This window comes from Lapidilactobacillus salsurivasis (assembly GCF_054785215.1).
The window spans coordinates 178,880-197,651 of the sequence record NZ_BAAABI010000003.1; the positions used below are offsets into that span (position 1 = coordinate 178,880).

The window sequence follows — 18,772 nt, forward strand, 5'->3', positions numbered from 1 at the left end:
CAGTCGCTCTCGCGGCAGCGATTTACAGCAAATTTACCTAATGTTTACAATTACTTTACGTTGATTGCTTAATATTATAAACAGTTTTCAGAAAGGAGGGCACGACTGGCGCGCCAGTCGTTTGAGTTTAGCCACCGGGTGGTTGATTGTGTGACCAAATTCAGTTTTTGTATTGGGGAGGAACTTATGAAGCACCTAAGTCCCAGGCGGATTTTTTATACTTTCGGAAAGAAATACGTGATTGATTCGTTGATTTTCATTGTTTTCTTTCTATTCTTTTTCGGGCCGTTGTTGAACACGGCCATGCTGATCTTCGCCGAGCGTTATCAGGCGCCGCATTTATTGCCGACGCGCTTTGGTTTGCAGTGGTGGCGCTACATTCTGGGTCAGCCGGAATTATTGCAAGTGATGTTGAACTCGTTGTTGATTGCCTTGATCGCCACCTCGATTTCCTTGGTGATCTGCCTGCCCGCGGCTTATGCGGTGGCGCGTTTACAATTTAAAGGGAAAAGTTTCTTTCTGTTTTCATTCTTGTTGACCAACGCTTTCCCTAAAATCGGGCTGTATACGGCGATCGGCATTTTGTTTTATCGGTTTCATTTGATGGGAACGTTGACGGGCGTGGTGATCATCCACGTTTTGAACATGTTGCTTTTCATGATCTGGATTCCTTCGGGCGCTTTTCAGAAAATCCGGATCCAACAAGAAGAAGCGGCGCGGGATGTGGGCGCGGGGCCGTTACGGACGTTCCTGTCGATCACCATGCCGATCGCGCTTCCGGGAATCGCGGTAGCGGCGATGTTCTCATTTCTGGGGTCGTTGGAAGAGGCGCAGGGCACGCTTTTAGTTGGCTTTCCCGAAGTCAAAACCATGGCCACCTCGATGTACGGCATGATTTTGGACTATCCACCGATGGCCGGCGCGGTTTTCTCCGTGTTGTTGCTGATTCCCACGGTGATCATTTTGCTCGTTTGTCGCAAATTATTTGGAAAGGGGATCCTCTCTGGCGGCATCATGATGTAAACATCAGCCGCCAGTGAACCACGACTATGACAGAAATCAAAGTAAGAATCAATCACATTTCCAAGGTTTATGAAAACGGTGATGGCATCCGCGACATTGATTTGGAAATCAGAAATGGCGAGATCTTGACGCTGCTCGGTCCTTCCGGCTGTGGCAAAAGCACGATTCTCCGCTGTCTTGGCGGCTTTCAAGGCGTCGATTCCGGCCACATTCTGATCGATGGCCAGGACGTGACCGAGTTGCCGGCGAACAAACGGCCGACCAGTATGGTTTTCCAAAGTTACAATCTTTGGGACCACATGACTGTTTATGAAAACTTGGCGTTCGGCCTGAAACTGCGGAAAATGGCGAAAAGTAAGATCCGCGAAAAAATCACCGCCATGTTGCAACTTTTGCGGATGCCGGAAGTGGTCAAGAAGTATCCTAGCCAACTTTCTGGCGGGCAACAACAGCGGATTGCCATTGGTCGTTCGCTCTTGCTGGAGCCTTCCGTGTTGCTACTGGACGAACCCTATTCCGCTTTGGACGCGAAAATTCGCCAACAAATGCGGGAAGAATTAAAACGGATCCAGCGGGAAACCGGCGTGACCGTGGCCTTTGTCACTCACGATCAAGAAGAGGCGATGGCTTTGTCCGATCGCATCGTGGTCATGGACAAGGGCAGCATCGCCCAGATCGACACACCGCAAAACATCTATGAAAATCCGATCAATCGTTACACGGCTTCTTTCATTGGGGAAATGAATTTTCTCGATCAAGGCATGGACGTCCAGGCTTTTCGGCCTGAAGACGCGACGCTATCTGCGGAGCACGGCGATTTCCTGGCCCAGATCGAGCACGTCAGCAGCGCCGGTCATTACGGCATCATCACGTTGACCTATCAGGAACAACCGTTGAAGATTTTCGTCGACAAGGTGGCGCTGGCGCAATACCAGCCGCGCCAACAAGTCTACGTCACCGTCAACAAGGCCAAGACTTATGGCGCGCCCGCCTTAACCGCGGGGAAATCAGGCGCATGATCGCGGCGAACGCGACGCAGATTGACGATCAACTGATCTAACAACAAACTTGTTTGACAAGAATAGATTTTGATAACCAGTTCGTTTGACAACAATAGATTTGGGCGACCAGTTTTTTGACAAGAACGGATTTTGCCAGCCAACTCGTTTGACAATAGTAGTTGTTGCCAACCAACTCGTTTGACTACACCAAGTTTTACCAGCCAATCATTTTAGCAAACAATCATTTTAGCAAACAATCGCTTTTAACAACTAAACAGACGGAACATTTTAGCAAACATCAGGGGGAGAATTATTTTGAAAAAGAAATGGTATCAATGGTTAGCCGCAGGCGCGGCCGCGCTTTGCTTGACGGGGGCGTTGGCGGGATGCGCCAATAAGGCCTCCGCGGAGAAAACGAAGAAGGCGGCGGGTCCGTCCACGGTAACGTTGTGGGCCGGCGGTTCTGACAATGTTCGGGAAAGTATGGAAGCGATCGTGACAGCTTTCAACAAGAGTGAAAACGGCAAGAAATATAAAATGAAATTGGAATTCATCATGTCCGGCGGTGGCGCGCAAAGCCTATCCAGCCGCCTGTTGGCCGCGAAGAAAACCAATCAGAAAAACACCAAGTATGATCTGATTTTAATGTCTGACGGTAGCTTTTCATCCTATGTCAAAGAAGGCGGCAAGGACTTTTTCACGGCTTACAAGGAAAGCAATGTGCCTAACGCCAAGAACGTCAAAACCAAGGTTTCTGACGGTAAGGGCGTGATCATGCCATACCGGGGCACAACCGTGGTGCTGGCTTACGATTCAAAGCGGGTACCCAAGCCACCGAAAACCACCCAAGAACTTTACACTTGGATCAAGTCGCACCCTGGACGTTTCGCTTACAACACTCCAGGTTCTGGCGGTTCTGGTAGCTCCTTCGTGCAATCTTCGCTGTACAACTTTTTACCGGAAAAGGCTTTGTCTGATTCAGATCCAAAATGGCAGAAAGAATGGAACAAGGGCTTCGATCTGTTGAAAGAATTGCATCCTTACTTGTACAAATCTGGCGGCAAAGTGGTTTATCCTAACAAGAACCAAGGGACTTTGGATCTGTTGGCCAATGGCGAAGTGGACATGATTCCCGCTTGGGCCGACATGACCATCACTAATTTGGCGAACGGCGGCTTGCCTGAAACCGTGAAATTGACCCAGTTGGCGCCTGCTTTTACCGGCGACGTGGACTGCTTGGCGATTCCTAGCGTCGGCTCGAACCCAGAAGGCGCGCAGGCGGTGATGAACTTCATGATCAGCAAGGAAGGCCAACAAATCCTGCTGGATAAAATGGCGGCGATCCCAGTCGTTGACAGCAGCACCTTGCAGTCAGAAAACTCCAAACGCTTGGCCGGATTGGACATTGACCATTTCCGGATCATCAGTATCGGCGACTTAGGTAGCGAACTGACCGCGCAATGGGATCGGCAAATCGGGACGTTGGCCAAATGAACGACGGCCTGAATGACGACCTCAATGACCAACTCAATGGTAGTCTAGCGGACAATCTCAAGGCGGAGCTGGAAAAAAATCTCCGTCATGAGTGCGACAGCGTCAATTCCAACACCGCCGCGGCAGAGCCGGAAGTAACCAACGACCGCACATCTACGACAACAACAACGCTAACGCTTGACGCTACGACTGAACCCGCGATTGGTTCCACAACTAATGCTGTCAGCGCCACCGCTAATGCAGGTAGCCACGCTAGCCACACAGCCAGCCACGCCAGGCCAATTTCGGCGCGCCGGCGGTTGGTCAAACTTTGGGGCCAGCGTTGTCTGCCCTATCTACTAACGTTGCCCGCGTTTTTGCTGGTGATGGGCTTCATTGTTTACCCGATCGGCAACACGTTCCTGCGGAGCTTCCGCGACGGCAAGACTCAACGGTTCACTTGGGACAATTATCGTTATTTCTTCATCGATCCGCTGCAACGGGATAATTTCGCCTTCACTTTGCGGATCGTGGTGGCAACGGTGGCCTTGGCGATGGTGCTGGGTTACGGCTTGGCGCTATATCTCCATTTCAGCCCTAGTTGGGTCAGTCGCTGGCTACGTTCCTTGACCGTGGTGCCGCGTTTCGTGCCAGGATTGGTGGCGACCTATTCGCTGATCATGGTGATCCGCGACGCCGGGGTGCTCAATCGGCTCAGTCGGCTGTGGGGCGGCAATTTCAAGCCAGGGCTGATGTATCACGAATCGGGGATCATTCTGATGAATCTATGGTACAACATCCCCTTCGTTACCTTGATCATGTTGGCCAGTTTAAGCGCTTTGAAGCCGGCCAGCATCGAGGCGGCGACAGATATTGGCGCTGGTAAGCTGCTGATTTTGGCCAAAGTGGTCCTGCCCAACACCTTCAAGGAAATCCTGATCGCGACCACGTTTATTTTCATGGGGAATGTGGGTTCGTTCACCACCCCATTCTTGATTGGTGGCAATCATCCCAAAATGTTAGGCATCGCCTTGTTCGACCAATTCAACAATTATGTTAATTACGAACGGACCGCCGCTTTGTCGGTGATCATGTTCCTGATCTGCTCATTATCCGCATCTTTTTATATCGTGAATAATCTGCGGCAACGGCAGTAACACCCGCCAGCCGCGTGAGGACAGCTGAAAAGAGGGAAAAAGATGACTTTGATTCTAACGCAACAATGGCGGTTAAGTCCGCAAGACGAACGCCGTCAGCTCAAAGTTCCTTTTCATTTAACTCGATCTTATCAGGAATTGCGCCTTGCCTTCAGCTACACCCCCAGCCAAGTGGTCCCCGCCGAAGCCTTACCGGTGATCATGGCGGCCCTGCCAACGGCGTTCACCGCCACGGAACGGGCAAAGCTCCAAGCGGCGGATTTCCTGCCCTTGGACAACCTGATCACCGTCTCGCTAGCTTGCGGGGCCGATTATCTGGGCTGTTACCATAACAAAAGCGCCACGCAGCAACTGTGGGTAACCGGCGACCAGGCTTCTTGGGGGCTACTTCCCCACGAGATCGCGGCGGGCCCTTGGGAAGTTCAGTTAAGCACCCATTGCCTGCGCTCCCACTTGGTTGAAGTCAACTTGCGGATCGAGGCGATTTAGATGAGTGACTACTATTTGACCGAATTGCACGCCCACACGAAACACAGCGATGGCCACTTCACCACCGCCGAATTACTCGCTAAGGCCCAAGCGTTCGGTTACGAGATCCTGGCGATCACCGACCACAACACCAGCGCCGCGTTACGCGACTGTCAAAAATTGGCAGCAACAACAAAGCTGGTGATTTTGCCCGGCATGGAATGGACCACTTTTTACGGGCATTTATTGGTTTGGGGCGCCCGGGAATTCGTCGATTGGCGTCCGGTGACCCCGGCCACGATCGATGCCGCATTACGTCAACTCAAGGCGGTCGGCGGGATCACCGCTTGCGCGCATCCTTATGCCGTGGGTAGCCCGCTTTGTACCGGTTGTCGTTGGGATTTCCCCGTCCATGATCAACAATTATTGGATTTCGTTGAAGTTTGGAACGGCGCCGCGCCGGACCAAAGTCGCCGCAGTCAGCAAGCCTACCAACTGTGGCTGACCCGTTTGGCGGCGGGCCAGCGAGTCGCCGCCAGCGCCGGTCGCGATTGGCACGACGATGAGCCCGCCACCAAAAACACGGCGTTGTTATACCTAGGCTGTCAGGAACGCACCACCAGCAACGCCCTGCGTAATTTGGCCCAAGGTAATTTCTACTTGAGCCTGGGCCCACGCTTGACCCTAGCCCTGACCCAAAATGGCCAAACCTACGAAATGGGCGCCACCTTGGCCACCGGTCCCGCCTTGGTCCAACTGACGTTTCAAGCGACCGCCCAAGCCAAAATGCGCCAATTCGGTTTTGCCGCGCAACGGGTCCGGATCTTCCAAAACGAGACCGTCAGCTGTGACATTCCCTGGCCCCCAGATACACCGCTGGAACTGCCTGTCCTCCTAAAAGTCGGCTACCTGCGCGTGGAACTCTGGGGAACCGCCCGCGGCCAAACCCAGCAACAACTGCTGGTGCTGGCCAACCCCTTCTACGTGCGCTGACAACCCGGCCGCAAATCCCCAGGCTGTGAAAACAGCTCCGAGTCGTTCGATTTAAACAGGCGGCTTCGGTTAGTCAGCTTTAGTCAGCTCCACACAGGCGACGGTTGACCGCGGTCTTGTCCACCGGCTCACGACCAGCGAGTTTTTCATCAAGTCTAAGCGAGATGAGAACCCGGCTGCCAACCTATCTAGTCAACTTTTTTCAAAGAGAATTTTGCGGCGTGGCCCTAGTGCCACGCCGTTTTTCTGGAAAGCGCCGCGAAAAACGCAAGGCGTTTTTCACGCCATTTTACGCCAGGCGCCCTATAATGAAAGTGAACAAAAATAGGAGGTATTCATGATGGCTGATTACAAACAAACTGAACCGGAAGTTTTAAATCTGCGGATGAATGAGGTATTCGATTGGAGCGAGGACAAAGATGTCATTCGCGACGCCATTTGGGACCATATCATGGAAGCAAATGATCGTGACACAATCAAGACTGAAGAGGCCATGAAGCCAATGCTGGACATGACCGACGACCAAATCAAAGACTACGTCGAGAAGAACTTGAAGAAATAGTCAGAGTGCGGAGAGGTGCGGTTAGACCGTGAGCATTAATTTATCTGATTGACTAAGCTGCGCAGCAGATTGGGCAATCAGATACTTTAAGGCGCAGCGGTCTGCACCTCGCAGCACGTTTCAAAACAGAGTGCGGAGCGCAACGGGTTGACTGCGAGCATTAACCTAGCTAGGATTTTGGAGGCTGGTCTGCGCCTCCGGAAGCCTAGCGTAGTTAAGCACAGCAGTCAGTTGCGCGCAGCACGTTTCAAAAAAAGAGTGCGGAGCGACCCGGTTAGCTTCTGAGCATTAGCAGCAGTTGGGCGCGATTCATGGTAAGCTCACTGTGGGCGCTCAACGTTAACTTAGTCGTTCAAGCACTCCCGCCAATCGATAAGCGATGTCCAATTGATGGGATCCAAGTAATTGACGATTGTGGTTGGTAGTTACACTTTTACAATTACTTGCGTGGCGCACGTTTAAAAAGACACCTTTCGTTTAAGTGAAAGGTGTCTTTTTTGTGTTGGTGCCGCTACTAGGGGTACCGTTACTGTTATTATTTGTGAATTGTTTCGAGGTTAGCGTTAAATCCCAACACCTCATCATTACTCATGATTTCAGGGACAATCGCTTTATATGCTGGACTGGCAAATGCGTTAATCATTGCCAGAATGGCATTAACAAAAATCATACCGTCTGCAACACTACCATTACCGCTTAGTAGACAAATCATAAAGCAAACAATACCGCTTAATACCAGCAGGACGGTATTTTTTAATCTTGCGGCCCTTTTGCGGGTTCAAATCAAGCCACACAATATCTTTTTGCTTGAGCTGATATTCGGTCATCATTCAACCTCATTAAAATCAGCGTCGGCCCATTCCTCAGCCATTGGTTCACCAGCTGCGGGTCTTGCGTATGGATCCTCAATTCGTGGCACCAGCGTAAAGGATGTCCCGTCTGCAGACGGAATCATTAACCAGCGTTGGTCCTTCTCACATTTAAAGCCAGAATTTGACGGAAGACTAAGTGCCAGAGAATTACCACGAGATACTGTTTTGACTTCTAACATATAATCGACCTCCGTGTTGAACCTAGTACCACACATTATACAGGTTATCCGCGATGCAGTCACCATTGATAAACAAGCAAACTCGTCCCGGTCCAATGACGGTTATACTTAGGCGATGGATGATTTACACATCTACACACTTACACATTTACACATCTGTAAATTTACACATTTACACATAAAGTTTGGAGGAAAATTGTGACTGAAAAAAAATACAGCTGAAACGGCCGCTTACCATTACGGTTGCCAATACCAAGGGTGGCGTTGGTAAAACTACAATCACTCGTTTCTTACCTTTTGTTCTTGCCGAACGCGGTTATAAAGTACTGGTAGTAGCTGCTGACCCGCAAGCCCAAAGTACGAAATATTAGCTTGCATTGGCAAAAAACCTCCCATTGTACTAAAATATATTTTAGTATGATAGGAGGTTTTTATATGAAAAATGTACTAGATATTTTTTTGAAACAAAATGGTCTGACTAGATATGATTTATCAAAAAAAGTTGGAATATCAGAGCAAACTTTATCAAAAGCATCAAAACGAGACCCAGAAACTTATTCAGGAAAAACTCTGATCGCTATCTCCAAAGGCACTAACCATTCTCCCGGAGAAGTATTAGACCAATTATTGACTATTAGAGATAGTGATTTGCTGTATACTGCGTCTAATTTAAAAGAAATTCGACAAAAAGTAAAAGAACAAGAAGATGAATTTATTATCCAAGGTGAATTCAACTCAATTCTTAAAGATATTAAAAAGAGTACACTTTCAGAGAACGAGCAGTTAGGTTTTAACTTGGGAACTGCTGGTCTGGGTACACCAGTTGTTTGGATAATTAACAGAATTTTTAATTCTATTGATAGTAATAAAGAAGAAGAAAATTTAAAAACTGATATTGCTATGTTATATCAGATCAAACTACTGAACTCAAATGAAGCAAAGTTAAGATTAAAACAATCCAAATAAAAAAATGTTAGTGGAAATGATCCAAAGTGAACCGAACAATTTAAGTGGGACAGCTCCCGGCTCCTCGATGCACAAAAAGCACTCCTCAGGGGGAATGCTTGGTAACTCGGATAAATTTAGTAATGATCCCGACATGAGAAAATAGCGATGGTCTCGCCATCGATACTGTAAACTAAACGATCTTCCCGGGTAATCCTGCGTGACCACTTACCTTGCAGTTCAAAACGCAGTGCTTCTGGTTTGCCAATGCCTTCAAACGGCATCGCATCAATCGACTTGATAAGACAGTTGATTTTTTCGTTTTGTCGCCTTATCGTTCTGATCATACCAATACATGTAGTCTTCCCAGGCATCATCAGTCCCAGATGTAATCATCGTTGTCGTCCTCTAGCAGCTCATGTTTGGTGCCCTTGCCAGCGACAATTTGCGCGTCACCCCGGCGGATCCGTTCCATAACGGTACGGTTACTCAGCAGATACATCGTTTCCTGCATTGAATCGTAATCTCGTTTGCTCATGACTACGACGGTGTCCTCGGGATCCTCGGCTGTGACTATTAGCGCCACAGAATCTCGATTGACCATGGTCATAAATGACTTTAGATTTTTGCGGAACCCGCTGTAAGATACTGCATCCATTAAATCAGCCCCTTCGGTAATTATATTGTCCAACAAGAAGTACAATGCACAGAATGTGGTACTTACATTCATTAAAAATCGCGCCATTGCTAAAACAAGCAAACTCGTCAAAAAAGAAAAATAGCTAACAAATCAGAAAGGAACGTAAAAATGGCAGAAGAGAAAAGTAATTTAATCAAGAATGTTGAAGAAATCATTGATTATGAAAATGGCAAGAATAACGATATGTTGATCGTCAAAGGTCCATTGCAGCCATTACCTGAGTTTTCATAGTCAGCTGTCGTTCCCCCCTTAGTAGTGTGCCAGTTACAAAGATAGGTCATCATTTTTTCTGATTCGAGACCACTTTCTTATTTGCTATATCTAGCATATTGGCGTAGCTCGCTGCGGCTGATAAGGTGTCGTCAAAACTGATTTCTGATGCGTAGGGTCTTCTTCCCTGGTAATTTGTCCATGATTTTTGTAAGCCAACTGACGAACGAAGCAGTTCAACTTGTTTCGGAATATCGCTGATGGCCGTCGTTAGACCGATATTTTGTGATTTTCCCTGGTATGCTTCTAAAAGATCCAACGCGTTGACCTTCCCAAAATCGGAATTTTTCAGAGCATAGAAGTCGAATAAATCTTTGGCGCGTGAATTGATTCTCCCAAATTTTACGAGTGCCGTTAGTTTATCCGCAATAATTTGTGTTGGTGGGAATGCCCATACCTGGAATGGTTTTGTATCATTCAATGAACCATGGTAATTAAGTTTTATTGGTTCGGGTATAATCAAATCACCCGTTGAAATATCAAGTTTGAACGAGTTTTTAACTTCGCCCATCTTTACGGCAATCGTTGCTCGTAAACCAGGATAGCGATTTTCATCCATTTCTGGCTTGAGGCTCCTGATGCTGAATTGAACATCTGAATTTTGACTGACCAGGCAAATATCAGTCAAAACCTTTATTACATTATCCGGATTCAAATCATGCCGATTCAAGGTCGTATCTAAATCTTCAGTCATCCTGTGAGTCACGCCTAATAAACTCTGTAATTCAAAGCCACCTTTCAAAATAAAATCATCTTTATAAGAAGAATTTGAAATATTATCAAGAAAACGTTCAATGAAATAAAGCTTTTGAAAATATTGTTTTGGTAATCCCAAATCATTCGCTCTTTGGTTGATTTGATCTAGCCTTCGATTATTACTCATTGTTTGATCAGCTCCAAAACTCGTAATAAGCTGCTTTCCGGATACAGCTTTTGTTGTAATTTTTCTAATGTGAGCATGCTATTGTAATTGAAGTATTCAGATTCCAAGTATCGTTGGCAAGCATCGTTTTGGATATAGGCTTCGATTTTTTTATCCTGCCAAACGTCCAATAGTGTGCGCTCAACACTGTATGCGCGCACTAAATTGCCATTGGGCGTACGCGCTGTCGTGATTCCGGCCGTGTAGTAGTCATTCGTTCGGTAATGTGGCAGAATATAGCGGCGCGCGAGGATCTCCGCATTGGGGTGGTAGCCTTTGGGAAAAGTTAAATCATAGATCCAGGGCATCTCATCGGTTAGATCATATAAAATCAATGCCGTGATTCCGGAGATAACCGCAGTTTGGTAAATCTGCGTTGTCAATGCCAGGTCATCTTCTAAGTAGTCCGCAAAAACGTAGGTATTGGTGGCGGTCTTTGTTAGCACACCGTCCCGAATTAGGCCGGCCAGACCATACCTGGTTAAGCCATATTTTGTCGCGGTTGCAAGTGTGAATGTTGTGTAGTCATTTTTTAAGGCGGCAACCTTTGCGAATTGATTTTTCATGATATACTAACTCCTTTTCCATAGTTAGTATATCATGAAAAAGGTTGCAATTAGCAGAATAAGCCGGTTATTTTTTCAATTAGGCTCCCTGCAAGCGTACATATGACAAGAGCCACCAAAAATAAGCCAAAAACGACTTCGCAAAATAGATTTCCACTCAGCTCCCAGACAGCAAATATCAGCGAATCCATAAACGCCTTGACGAGAATCGATCAACAGCCATTCGAAATATTATCACCTGTATTCGAAATTGTCAGATTTAGGGAACAGACGTTTTTTGCCGCCAGCGGCACCAGCTTGATTTTACCAGCTATTATCACTGGTAAAATCCACCAATTTCTGTAAAATCAAGGGTGTAAGTTCCCCAAAAATTTTCACTGGTGAGGTGGCCTGTTTGTCAAAATTGAATGTTGGTTTTATCTGTGTGCACAATGCTTGTCGGAGTCAAATGGCCGAAGCGCTGGGGCGGCACTTGGCCGGCGCGACGTTCAACAGTTTCTCCGCTGGAACCACGGTGGCGGCGCGGATCGACCCACAAGCGGCGCGCACCATGGCTGACTTGTATCAGCTGGATCTGTCCGCCCAATTCTCCAAACCTTTGGCGCAATTGCCGGCGCTGGACATCGTCATCACCATGGGCTGTGAAGTTGATTGCCCCATGGTCCCTTGCCGCTACCGCGAGGACTGGGGCCTAGCCGATCCCACCGGCCAATCCCCCGCGGTCTATCGCGCCTGCGCCGAAACCATCGCCGCCAAGATCCTCGATTTACAAAAACGGATCCAGCAAGACCAGCTTCCGTTGACGCCGCTGACCCCGCAGACGGATCCAGCTATTGATGCGCTTGATTGAAACGTGCTGCACGCAACTGACTTCTGCGCTTAGCTACGCAACGATTCCGGAGGCAAAGTTCAGCCTCCAAAATCGTTGCTAGGCTAATGCTCGGAAGCTGACCAGGTCGGCTCACACTCTGTTTTCAAATAAGGAGGCAACAAGATGCCCATCAGCAACAAAATCGTGCCTAGTCTGTGGTTCGCCCACAATGATTGCGAGGAGGCCGTCCGCTACTACGTTAGTCTCTTCCCCGATTCTCACATCGACAGCATCACCTATTACCCCGATGAAAATTTGGACGTTCATTTTCAGGGTATGACCAACAAAGTTTTGACCGCGGTTTTCAGCTTGAACGGCCAGGATTTCATCGCCTTGGATGGCGGTCCGGAATTTCAATTCAATGAAGCAATCTCCTTCACGATCGATTGCGCCGATCAGGCCGAGATCGACTACTATTGGGGCAAACTTTCCCACGTGGTCGCCGCCGAACAATGTGGCTGGGCCAAGGATCGTTACGGTCTGTCGTGGCAGATCGTCCCCGCCAACATCGCCGCGCTAACGCAAACGCCCGCCCAGATCCAAGCGCTGATGCAGATGAAGAAGATCGACATCGCCACGCTGGCAGCCTTAGGGTAACAAAGTGTCCACGGCTTGAGGCCCTAGACTTGCCACGTTTAGATTCGTCAATAAAAGGAGTAATCAATCGAAAAAATTGATCACTCCTTTTTTGCTAACTTTTATTGAGCTTCACCCAGTGAGCCACGATGGATCACCCGGGTATTGATAAACTGATCCTGTTGCGGCGCTTCGCCGTTGATCATTGCCAGTAACGTTTCCGCCGCTCGCTCACCCCATTGATGTTTAGAATAGTCCACTGTGGTCAAGCCGGGCTGGAGATAAGTTCCCAGCAAGTCATTATCAAAGCCGACGATCTTAACGTTATCACCAACCGTAACATGATGTGCCGTGAACCCTTCGTAGAGCCCAATGGCCAGCTCATCGTTCAACGCGAAGATGCCAACGTCCTTCATGCCCATGTTATAAATGATTTCCGCGGCTTTGCGCCCGCCTGGAATCGTGAAATCGCTGGGAATGACTAGAATTGATTGATCATCTTGCTTTTCAACTTGACGGATCGCCGTTTTCAGTCGCGTCTGCGAGTCGTATGAATTAGTTGGGCCGGTGACCACAACGTAGTGCTTGACCTGCGCGCTTGCCAAGGCCGCAATGGCTTTCTCCGCACCGTCATTATTATCCAGCATGACCCGGCAAACATTCTCATGGGAAATATCACGATCCATGATCACGATTTGGTTACCCGCGTCCGCATAATCGGTGACAAGCTCCGTTGGAAAAGCCACATCCAAAATAATCGCGCCATCGACGAATTTCTGGGGAATGAAAGCTCGTGAGCGACTCCCGCCAGACCCAACGATCAATTCATAATTGTTCTTCTTCAAAACACTGGCGACACCATCGATGACATGACTGTAGAAGTCACCACCGAACCCATTGACATAAAGACCAATCATGTTCGTTTTCTGCTTCTTTAACGTGCGCCCCGCTAAATTAGGCGTATAGTGCATTTCTTTAGCAATCGCTAGAATGCGATCTCGTGTTTCTTCGGTGACCTTAGGATTCCCATTCAGCGCATACGACACCGTTGAAATTGAAACACCAGCATGCTTTGCTATTTCTCTTATTCCGACCACTGGCAAAAACTCCTTACTTTAATTTCTTACTTGTTGACTATGCGCTGAATAACACAATATTACCATACTAGAGATAATATTAGCACAAAAGGGGCAGGTTCTTTGAATGCAACTGACTGCATTCTCAGAATCGCCCCCACAACTACTTACAAACCTTTTGGTATTCTCGCAAGTACCTCTCTGCCTATGCAGCCACTACTTCTTGGGGAGGTTACCCTAGCAAGACTACCTCAGTTGACTAACCGAGCTTCCAATGGAAAATGATCCGAAGCGTACTTATTATCAAACGAATCAGTCAACACACCGGTCGCCTTGATTTCATAGCCTTTTGTATAAATATAATCAATTTTCTCGAGTTGCGACCAAGGCAAGCTATACTGGAAATTCTGGAATGTACCCACGGGACCATAATGTGGAATGTCCGCTAATGCCTTGGCATTGGTGAAATTCTCCGCCAATAATCCGTGGACTCGTTCCTCTGGCTCAGCGTTAAAGTCACCTAAAATGATTGTCGGATAAGCCGCGATCTGCTGCGCTAATTGCCGTAAGACCACCTTCATCCCAGAATATCGGGCCACCTCTGATTCGTTATCCAAGTGGACATCGACCACCAGAGAGGCCTTAGCAGTCGCACGTTCCTGGACGATCGCCCAGACACAAACCCGGCGATAAGCCGCATCGGGATGAATACTTGGTTGCTCCGGCGTCTCCGATAACCAGAAGGCGCCGTGGTCGCTAATGTGATACTTGGCTTTTTTGATCAGCAGGGCCAAGCCTTCTCCGGTACCATCGCCATCGCGTTCTTGCGCCAGGACCGAATAAGCGTCTAGTTGCGTCAAATCGCGAACTTGATTAGGACGGACTTCTTGGATCGCCACCAGATCCCAGTCATGGAACGCTATCAAACTACAAACCTTATCTTGCCTAAATCGCCATTGCCAATCCTGATCATAGTCGGTATCGACCCGAACATTATATGTTGCTACTCGCATCACGCTACAATACCCTCTTCATCTTATTTTAGTCGATCAACGCCAAGACTTGGTCAACTTCCCATTTTGATCGTTCTAAACCGCCACCTTCATGAGCATGGCCGTGATAAACTTTGAGTTCTTTCGGTGCTGTGATCCGATCATAGGTCACCTGAAAATCCGCAGGTGGACAGGTCGTATCCTGGTCACCAACCGAACAGTAGATAGGCGCGCTGATTTGGCTAGCGAAATATTGAGTATCGAAGTAGCGGATCATCGCGAAAACCTTTTCCTGATCCTCAGGGTGAAGTTCAAGATAATCCCCTAGAACCCCATAAGAACCGGCGCGCTCTTTGATGCGCTCAACCAAATTAGATTGACTCGGCACATCAGCAAAAATCGCCTTTAGTTTGATCGGTGTCAACGCGCCGACCATCACCGCCAACCCACCGCCTTGGCTACCGCCACGCAGGAAGATGCGATCAGCATCGATCATCGGTAGATCGCGGCCAACTTGGACTTCAAGTAAATGATCCGCCACGACGCGTTTCATATAGAAATCTTGAGGATCCAAGAACCCTTGGCCCATCGGTGTCGTGCCAAATGTGATCGCATAGGGCTGTTGATCGAGTGTGGCACCACCCTGACCCCGATTATCGATCACCAAACACGCACACCCCACCGCCGGCCAATGATAGAACTGTGTAGGATCACTGATGAAATTGGTATATCCCAAATAATCAATGACCAGCGGCACTTTCGCGGTTGTTTTAGGTGCGATCAGAATCCCTCGGATCCGCTCTGCGTACAAGCTGGTGAATGAGATCGCCTGAATGTTGAAGGCTGTCGACTGATACTGCGCCGGTTTTAGTTCAACCGCCGGATCGAGCACGGCGAGTTCGGCCTGAACCCCCGCCCAGAATTCTTGTTTTTCTCTCATAGCTTAATCTCGACCTTTTCTACAAAAAATACTTGTGCCAGACAGGCCAACGCTGGTCCAAAACAAAATTCTAAATAAAAGCCAAACTTACCGATCAACCAAATTGTCAACGCCGGGATCAAGAGAATAGCAATGCTCGCGACGATGTGACGGAAAACCAAGTAGATCGACCGATCGAAAGCCCGTTGGACCGTTGCCGTTGTTGAGGAAAAGACCAACATGAATGTTGCCAGAATCAAGAGGATCGCCGCCAAGACGAAAATCAAAATCGGCGCCACCAGTGGACTAAGCAACGAAAGGAGATACAAAAGCGTCAAGGTACTTGCGATCACACCACCGACAATGCCTAATAATTTCAATCCCCGGCGCAAGTTGGCCCGGACTTCAGCAATGAATAGTTGCACGACCCCTTCCGTATTTCCCCGCAACAATCGCTGAGCGGCTTGATAGAGGGCAATCAGCCCCGCACCGCTAAAGACGACCGTCAAACATGAGATCAGGAACAAGAGGTTGACCATAAATAGATCGGTGATAAATGCCATGATTCGGTAATATGGCCCTTCGATTGAAAAGATTCGTTTCATATTATCCGCAAGTGTCCCTGGACACTTCCGTTTTCAACTCCTTTAGTTCAACTTAGAACGGTTCTCTTTCATGTTCTTAGTCAGTGTTTTCTCGATGTCACTCCACTTGTTCTGCTTTAAGAATGAGCGATAACTTGATAACGTGCTATCGAAACCATTGTCATCCTTAGCCCGGATCAGGGAGATCACTGTACTATTCAACTTAGTCTGAACTTGATCGTAGGACCGTGCTGCTGGTGTGCCAGCTTGTGGCTTGATGTTTTCAATGACAAAGTGTGGATAAAGCTTGCCCTTGCCCCATTGTTGCATTTGCGTCAAAGCGGATTCTTCAGGTGCTTTGAGGGCATTCATCCGGTCGTTATTGAAGTAGTTGAAGCGGCTGATCCCATATTTCTTGTTGTAAGCATCGTTGTCGCTCTTCTCTAACGCTTTGACTTCAGGCAGGTATTCGATCTTGCCAGCATCGTTGTACTTATAAGTAACCCCTTCGATCCCATATTTGGTTAAGATCTGTCCTGGTTTGTCGATTAAATAAGTAAACAATTCCATGACTTTAGCAGGGTCTTTCGCATCTTTAGTAATGTAGTTGATCAACCAACCGGAAATACCCGTTTGGCTCAAAGTTGCTTTCCGTCCTGATGTGCTTGAAGGTCCGTCGATTGCGATGTAACGAGTCTTGGAGTTCTTCATGAAGTCCGTGTAGTTACCACCTTGACCACTTGTTCCGGCAACTAACATAACCGCATAATCACCTTGTTTAACCTTTTGGTCATAAGTTGCGCCATCGTCAGTGAAGCTATCATCAACGATATTCTTATCACGATACGCTTGGTTCAAGGCCTTTAACCAGCTAACATATTCAGGATCCAGGTTACGATCATAGAACGAACCATTCTTCTTCTCTAGTGGTACCCCTAAGAAATCTTGTAATTTGTCAGTGAAAGGACCGGCGCCATCGCCAACGGTTGTGAAACCAAATGGCGTTAGATCAGGATACTTCGCTTTGATCGCGTTCAATGACTTGACGAACCCTTCTGGTGTCGTGAAATCAGGCTTGCCCAAAGCGTCGTAGACGTCTTCGCGAATCACGAAGTTATCATTGACTGGGATCGTGCCGCTTTCATAATCTTTCTTCGTGTTCGAGTAGTTAGGATAGCCATATGTTTTCCCATCTGATAAGGAGAACCATTTCATCGTATCTTTATTGGCTACTTTCGTAAAGTAAGGATCATACTTCTTAGCCAAATCGTTTAATGAAGAGGCCCAACTATTGGCCTTTTCAGCTGCTTGACTGGTCTTGTCCATCAACGTTACGATGTCTGGCATATCACCGCCAGAGATCATCGCGTTCAGTTTCGAATCATCACCGGTGATGAATTTAACATTGATGTTCAGATCCTTCTTGATCTGCGCCGTCGTCACATCTTTCCCGAATGGTAAAGCCGTCCAATCTGAGTTGATGTACCAAGTAATATCAGTGGTCTTTTTCTTCTTGTCTAATTTCCACGCTGGCTTGTTCGCATTCAAGGTGTAACGATCCTTGATCGAGAAATCAGAATTGCTACCTGAATCTTTGTTGCTGCCACAAGCGCTTAGCCCTAACGTTGCAACGATCGCCGCTAAACCATAGATTAATTTTTTCATTGATTCTCCCACTTTCTTAATGCTATTTTATTAACCCTTAAACCAAGTTGAAGATGCTCGTTATTCCTTGACCGCGCCTTCCATCATGCCAGCGATGAAGTGCTTCTGTAATAAAGGATAAATAATCAGGATCGGCACTGTTGTGATGACGATCGTCGCCAGTTGAACGCCACGGGTCGTCGCCTTGAAGATCACGTCTGTACTCCCACTTTGCGTCATACTACTCAAGTTGGACTGAACGATGATCTCGTAGATTTTCATTTGTAACGGATAAAGGTATTGCTTCGTAATATATAGCTTTGTGGTCATAAAGTCGTTCCACTGACCAACACCGTTGAATAGAATGATCGTGGCCAATGCTGGTTTTGTCAGCGGTAAATAGATATCAGCGAAAATCTTCCATTCTGATGCCCCATCGATCTTAGCTGATTCTTCCAATGAAGCAGGAATTTCTCTAAAGAAGTTCATGAGGATCACACAGTCATAATAGCTAAACAGTGCAGGAATGATGTAGACCCAGAACGTATCCAGCAAGCCCAATGATTTGATCAACAGGTAAGTCGGGATCATCCCACCACCAAAGTACATGGTGATCACGCCCATTGTCGTGTAAAATTTCCGACCGATCAAGCGCGATTTACTTAACGCGTAAGCAACGATCGCGCAGAAGACCGTATGGGTCCCTGCCCCGATCACCGTTTTCAGGATCGAGATCCCAAAGGCTTTAGGAATACTACTGTCCGAGAAAACCTTGGTATAGTTTTGAAAAGTGAAATCCTTCGGCCAGAGCATCAACCCACCACTGGCCAGACCTGCATTGGACGATACCGATGAAACTAAGATGTTCCAAATCGGAACCACGATCAATAAGGAGAAGAGAATCAGAATTATCGTATTAAAAAAGTAAAACCAATACCCTTCACTCCTGGGTTTCTTTTTTAACTCCATTAAGTTCCCC

The 18,772-nt window shown here is 47.6% G+C and carries 22 protein-coding genes and 2 pseudogenes; 12 read left to right on the forward strand and 12 right to left on the reverse strand.

The window, feature by feature from the left end:
- The first annotated feature begins 186 nt into the window (after nt 1-186).
- From ACYVSB_RS04890 to ACYVSB_RS04920, 7 genes are all read left to right on the forward strand, one after another.
- Nucleotides 187-1,023 (forward strand): ABC transporter permease, encoded by an 837-nt coding sequence (locus tag ACYVSB_RS04890; RefSeq protein WP_461218651.1) that lies wholly within the window; start codon nt 187-189, stop codon nt 1,021-1,023.
- Between the two features lie 26 nt (nt 1,024-1,049).
- Entirely contained in the window at nt 1,050-2,042 is a 993-nt protein-coding gene (locus ACYVSB_RS04895; RefSeq protein ID WP_461218652.1) for an ABC transporter ATP-binding protein, read from the forward strand.
- Between the two features lie 297 nt (nt 2,043-2,339).
- Complete coding sequence (locus tag ACYVSB_RS04900; RefSeq protein ID WP_461218653.1) at nt 2,340-3,518, forward strand: extracellular solute-binding protein; 1,179 nt, start codon at nt 2,340-2,342, stop codon at nt 3,516-3,518.
- Nucleotides 3,515-4,654 carry an ABC transporter permease gene (locus tag ACYVSB_RS04905; protein WP_225422178.1) on the forward strand — a complete coding sequence of 380 codons (1,140 nt, stop codon included), beginning with the start codon at nt 3,515-3,517 and terminating at the stop codon, nt 4,652-4,654. The genes ACYVSB_RS04900 and ACYVSB_RS04905 overlap by 4 nt, the downstream gene beginning before the upstream one ends.
- A gap of 42 nt (nt 4,655-4,696) precedes the next feature.
- Nucleotides 4,697-5,143, forward strand: a complete 447-nt coding sequence (locus ACYVSB_RS04910; RefSeq protein ID WP_125599402.1) for a hypothetical protein — start codon at nt 4,697-4,699, stop codon at nt 5,141-5,143.
- Nucleotides 5,144-6,115, forward strand: a complete 972-nt coding sequence (locus ACYVSB_RS04915) for a CehA/McbA family metallohydrolase (protein ID WP_125599399.1) — start codon at nt 5,144-5,146, stop codon at nt 6,113-6,115. It abuts the gene before it with no gap.
- A 340-nt stretch (nt 6,116-6,455) separates the two neighbouring features.
- The gene (locus tag ACYVSB_RS04920; protein WP_125599397.1) at nt 6,456-6,677 is read left to right on the forward strand and encodes a P8 family protein; all 222 of its coding nucleotides are present in this window, start codon (nt 6,456-6,458) and stop codon (nt 6,675-6,677) included.
- Between the two features lie 689 nt (nt 6,678-7,366).
- On the opposite strand, the gene ACYVSB_RS04925 is transcribed toward ACYVSB_RS04920, so the two are convergent.
- Both ACYVSB_RS04925 and mazE read right to left on the reverse strand, forming a co-directional pair.
- Entirely contained in the window at nt 7,367-7,504 is a 138-nt protein-coding gene (locus tag ACYVSB_RS04925; protein WP_461218654.1) for a hypothetical protein, read from the reverse strand.
- Complete coding sequence (gene mazE, locus ACYVSB_RS04930; protein ID WP_461218655.1) at nt 7,504-7,728, reverse strand: type II toxin-antitoxin system PemI/MazE family antitoxin; 225 nt, start codon at nt 7,726-7,728, stop codon at nt 7,504-7,506. Before mazE ends, ACYVSB_RS04925 begins: the two co-directional genes overlap by 1 nt.
- A 212-nt stretch (nt 7,729-7,940) precedes the next feature.
- Here mazE and ACYVSB_RS04935 point away from each other — a divergent pair.
- Together ACYVSB_RS04935 and ACYVSB_RS04940 are read left to right on the forward strand one after the other, a co-directional pair.
- A pseudogene (locus tag ACYVSB_RS04935) lies at nt 7,941-8,093 on the forward strand (ParA family protein); the annotation flags it as partial.
- A 70-nt stretch (nt 8,094-8,163) separates the two neighbouring features.
- On the forward strand, nt 8,164-8,694 hold the full coding sequence (locus ACYVSB_RS04940; RefSeq protein ID WP_125599391.1) for a helix-turn-helix domain-containing protein: 531 nt from the start codon (nt 8,164-8,166) through the stop codon (nt 8,692-8,694).
- Nucleotides 8,695-8,810: 116 nt separating this feature from the next.
- Here the strand turns inward: ACYVSB_RS04940 and ACYVSB_RS04945 are convergent.
- Nucleotides 8,811-9,069 (reverse strand): annotated as a pseudogene (locus ACYVSB_RS04945) (Txe/YoeB family addiction module toxin).
- Nucleotides 9,050-9,331 (reverse strand): type II toxin-antitoxin system Phd/YefM family antitoxin, encoded by a 282-nt coding sequence (locus ACYVSB_RS04950; RefSeq protein ID WP_461218656.1) that lies wholly within the window; start codon nt 9,329-9,331, stop codon nt 9,050-9,052. The pseudogene ACYVSB_RS04945 and the gene ACYVSB_RS04950 overlap by 20 nt, the downstream one beginning before the upstream one ends.
- Before the next feature lie 150 nt (nt 9,332-9,481).
- Here ACYVSB_RS04950 and ACYVSB_RS04955 point away from each other — a divergent pair, with 150 nt between their 5' ends.
- Nucleotides 9,482-9,604 carry a hypothetical protein gene (locus ACYVSB_RS04955; protein ID WP_263853233.1) on the forward strand — a complete coding sequence of 41 codons (123 nt, stop codon included), beginning with the start codon at nt 9,482-9,484 and terminating at the stop codon, nt 9,602-9,604.
- A 49-nt stretch (nt 9,605-9,653) separates the two neighbouring features.
- Here the strand turns inward: ACYVSB_RS04955 and ACYVSB_RS04960 are convergent, their stop codons facing one another.
- Both ACYVSB_RS04960 and ACYVSB_RS04965 read right to left on the reverse strand, forming a co-directional pair.
- Nucleotides 9,654-10,526: a nucleotidyl transferase AbiEii/AbiGii toxin family protein gene (locus tag ACYVSB_RS04960; protein WP_461218657.1), complete on the reverse strand. Its 873-nt coding sequence runs from the start codon at nt 10,524-10,526 to the stop codon at nt 9,654-9,656.
- Complete coding sequence (locus tag ACYVSB_RS04965; RefSeq protein WP_125599385.1) at nt 10,523-11,131, reverse strand: type IV toxin-antitoxin system AbiEi family antitoxin domain-containing protein; 609 nt, start codon at nt 11,129-11,131, stop codon at nt 10,523-10,525. The genes ACYVSB_RS04960 and ACYVSB_RS04965 overlap by 4 nt, the downstream gene beginning before the upstream one ends.
- 394 nt (nt 11,132-11,525) lie before the next feature.
- Here ACYVSB_RS04965 and ACYVSB_RS04970 point away from each other — a divergent pair, with 394 nt between their 5' ends.
- Nucleotides 11,526-11,981 (forward strand): arsenate reductase/protein-tyrosine-phosphatase family protein, encoded by a 456-nt coding sequence (locus ACYVSB_RS04970; RefSeq protein ID WP_461218658.1) that lies wholly within the window; start codon nt 11,526-11,528, stop codon nt 11,979-11,981.
- A gap of 144 nt (nt 11,982-12,125) precedes the next feature.
- Nucleotides 12,126-12,599 (forward strand): VOC family protein, encoded by a 474-nt coding sequence (locus ACYVSB_RS04975; RefSeq protein WP_461218659.1) that lies wholly within the window; start codon nt 12,126-12,128, stop codon nt 12,597-12,599.
- Nucleotides 12,600-12,700: 101 nt separating this feature from the next.
- Here the strand turns inward: ACYVSB_RS04975 and ACYVSB_RS04980 are convergent, their stop codons facing one another.
- The 6 genes from ACYVSB_RS04980 to ACYVSB_RS05005 form a co-directional block, all read right to left on the reverse strand.
- The gene (locus tag ACYVSB_RS04980; protein ID WP_461218660.1) at nt 12,701-13,675 is read right to left on the reverse strand and encodes a LacI family DNA-binding transcriptional regulator; all 975 of its coding nucleotides are present in this window, start codon (nt 13,673-13,675) and stop codon (nt 12,701-12,703) included.
- 230 nt (nt 13,676-13,905) lie between these two features.
- Nucleotides 13,906-14,667 (reverse strand): endonuclease/exonuclease/phosphatase family protein, encoded by a 762-nt coding sequence (locus ACYVSB_RS04985; protein WP_461218661.1) that lies wholly within the window; start codon nt 14,665-14,667, stop codon nt 13,906-13,908.
- Nucleotides 14,668-14,695: 28 nt separating this feature from the next.
- Nucleotides 14,696-15,586, reverse strand: coding sequence for an acetylxylan esterase (locus ACYVSB_RS04990; protein ID WP_125599372.1), 891 nt, complete (start codon nt 15,584-15,586; stop codon nt 14,696-14,698).
- Nucleotides 15,583-16,170, reverse strand: coding sequence for a DUF624 domain-containing protein (locus tag ACYVSB_RS04995; protein WP_125599369.1), 588 nt, complete (start codon nt 16,168-16,170; stop codon nt 15,583-15,585). The genes ACYVSB_RS04990 and ACYVSB_RS04995 overlap by 4 nt, the downstream gene beginning before the upstream one ends.
- 42 nt (nt 16,171-16,212) lie before the next feature.
- Nucleotides 16,213-17,814 (reverse strand): type 2 periplasmic-binding domain-containing protein, encoded by a 1,602-nt coding sequence (locus ACYVSB_RS05000; protein WP_125599366.1) that lies wholly within the window; start codon nt 17,812-17,814, stop codon nt 16,213-16,215.
- A gap of 60 nt (nt 17,815-17,874) precedes the next feature.
- Nucleotides 17,875-18,762, reverse strand: coding sequence for a carbohydrate ABC transporter permease (locus ACYVSB_RS05005; RefSeq protein ID WP_125599363.1), 888 nt, complete (start codon nt 18,760-18,762; stop codon nt 17,875-17,877).
- Nucleotides 18,763-18,772 lie beyond the last annotated feature (10 nt).

Bases quoted from the DNA above. Each gene is read 5' to 3' on its own strand.
- ACYVSB_RS04890 (WP_461218651.1), top strand. From the start codon at position 187: ATGAAGCACCTAAGTCCCAGGCGGATTTTTTATACTTTCGGAAAGAAA.
- ACYVSB_RS04895 (WP_461218652.1), top strand. From the start codon at position 1,050: ATGACAGAAATCAAAGTAAGAATCAATCACATTTCCAAGGTTTATGAA.
- ACYVSB_RS04905 (WP_225422178.1), top strand. From the start codon at position 3,515: ATGAACGACGGCCTGAATGACGACCTCAATGACCAACTCAATGGTAGT.
- ACYVSB_RS04910 (WP_125599402.1), top strand. From the start codon at position 4,697: ATGACTTTGATTCTAACGCAACAATGGCGGTTAAGTCCGCAAGACGAA.
- ACYVSB_RS04915 (WP_125599399.1), top strand. From the start codon at position 5,144: ATGAGTGACTACTATTTGACCGAATTGCACGCCCACACGAAACACAGC.
- ACYVSB_RS04920 (WP_125599397.1), top strand. From the start codon at position 6,456: ATGGCTGATTACAAACAAACTGAACCGGAAGTTTTAAATCTGCGGATG.
- ACYVSB_RS04925 (WP_461218654.1), bottom strand. From the start codon at position 7,504: ATGACCGAATATCAGCTCAAGCAAAAAGATATTGTGTGGCTTGATTTG.
- mazE (WP_461218655.1), bottom strand. From the start codon at position 7,728: ATGTTAGAAGTCAAAACAGTATCTCGTGGTAATTCTCTGGCACTTAGT.
- ACYVSB_RS04940 (WP_125599391.1), top strand. From the start codon at position 8,164: ATGAAAAATGTACTAGATATTTTTTTGAAACAAAATGGTCTGACTAGA.
- ACYVSB_RS04950 (WP_461218656.1), bottom strand. From the start codon at position 9,331: ATGGATGCAGTATCTTACAGCGGGTTCCGCAAAAATCTAAAGTCATTT.
- ACYVSB_RS04955 (WP_263853233.1), top strand. From the start codon at position 9,482: ATGGCAGAAGAGAAAAGTAATTTAATCAAGAATGTTGAAGAAATCATT.
- ACYVSB_RS04960 (WP_461218657.1), bottom strand. From the start codon at position 10,526: ATGAGTAATAATCGAAGGCTAGATCAAATCAACCAAAGAGCGAATGAT.
- ACYVSB_RS04965 (WP_125599385.1), bottom strand. From the start codon at position 11,131: ATGAAAAATCAATTCGCAAAGGTTGCCGCCTTAAAAAATGACTACACA.
- ACYVSB_RS04975 (WP_461218659.1), top strand. From the start codon at position 12,126: ATGCCCATCAGCAACAAAATCGTGCCTAGTCTGTGGTTCGCCCACAAT.
- ACYVSB_RS04985 (WP_461218661.1), bottom strand. From the start codon at position 14,667: ATGCGAGTAGCAACATATAATGTTCGGGTCGATACCGACTATGATCAG.
- ACYVSB_RS04990 (WP_125599372.1), bottom strand. From the start codon at position 15,586: ATGAGAGAAAAACAAGAATTCTGGGCGGGGGTTCAGGCCGAACTCGCC.
- ACYVSB_RS04995 (WP_125599369.1), bottom strand. From the start codon at position 16,170: ATGAAACGAATCTTTTCAATCGAAGGGCCATATTACCGAATCATGGCA.
- ACYVSB_RS05000 (WP_125599366.1), bottom strand. From the start codon at position 17,814: ATGAAAAAATTAATCTATGGTTTAGCGGCGATCGTTGCAACGTTAGGG.
- ACYVSB_RS05005 (WP_125599363.1), bottom strand. From the start codon at position 18,762: ATGGAGTTAAAAAAGAAACCCAGGAGTGAAGGGTATTGGTTTTACTTT.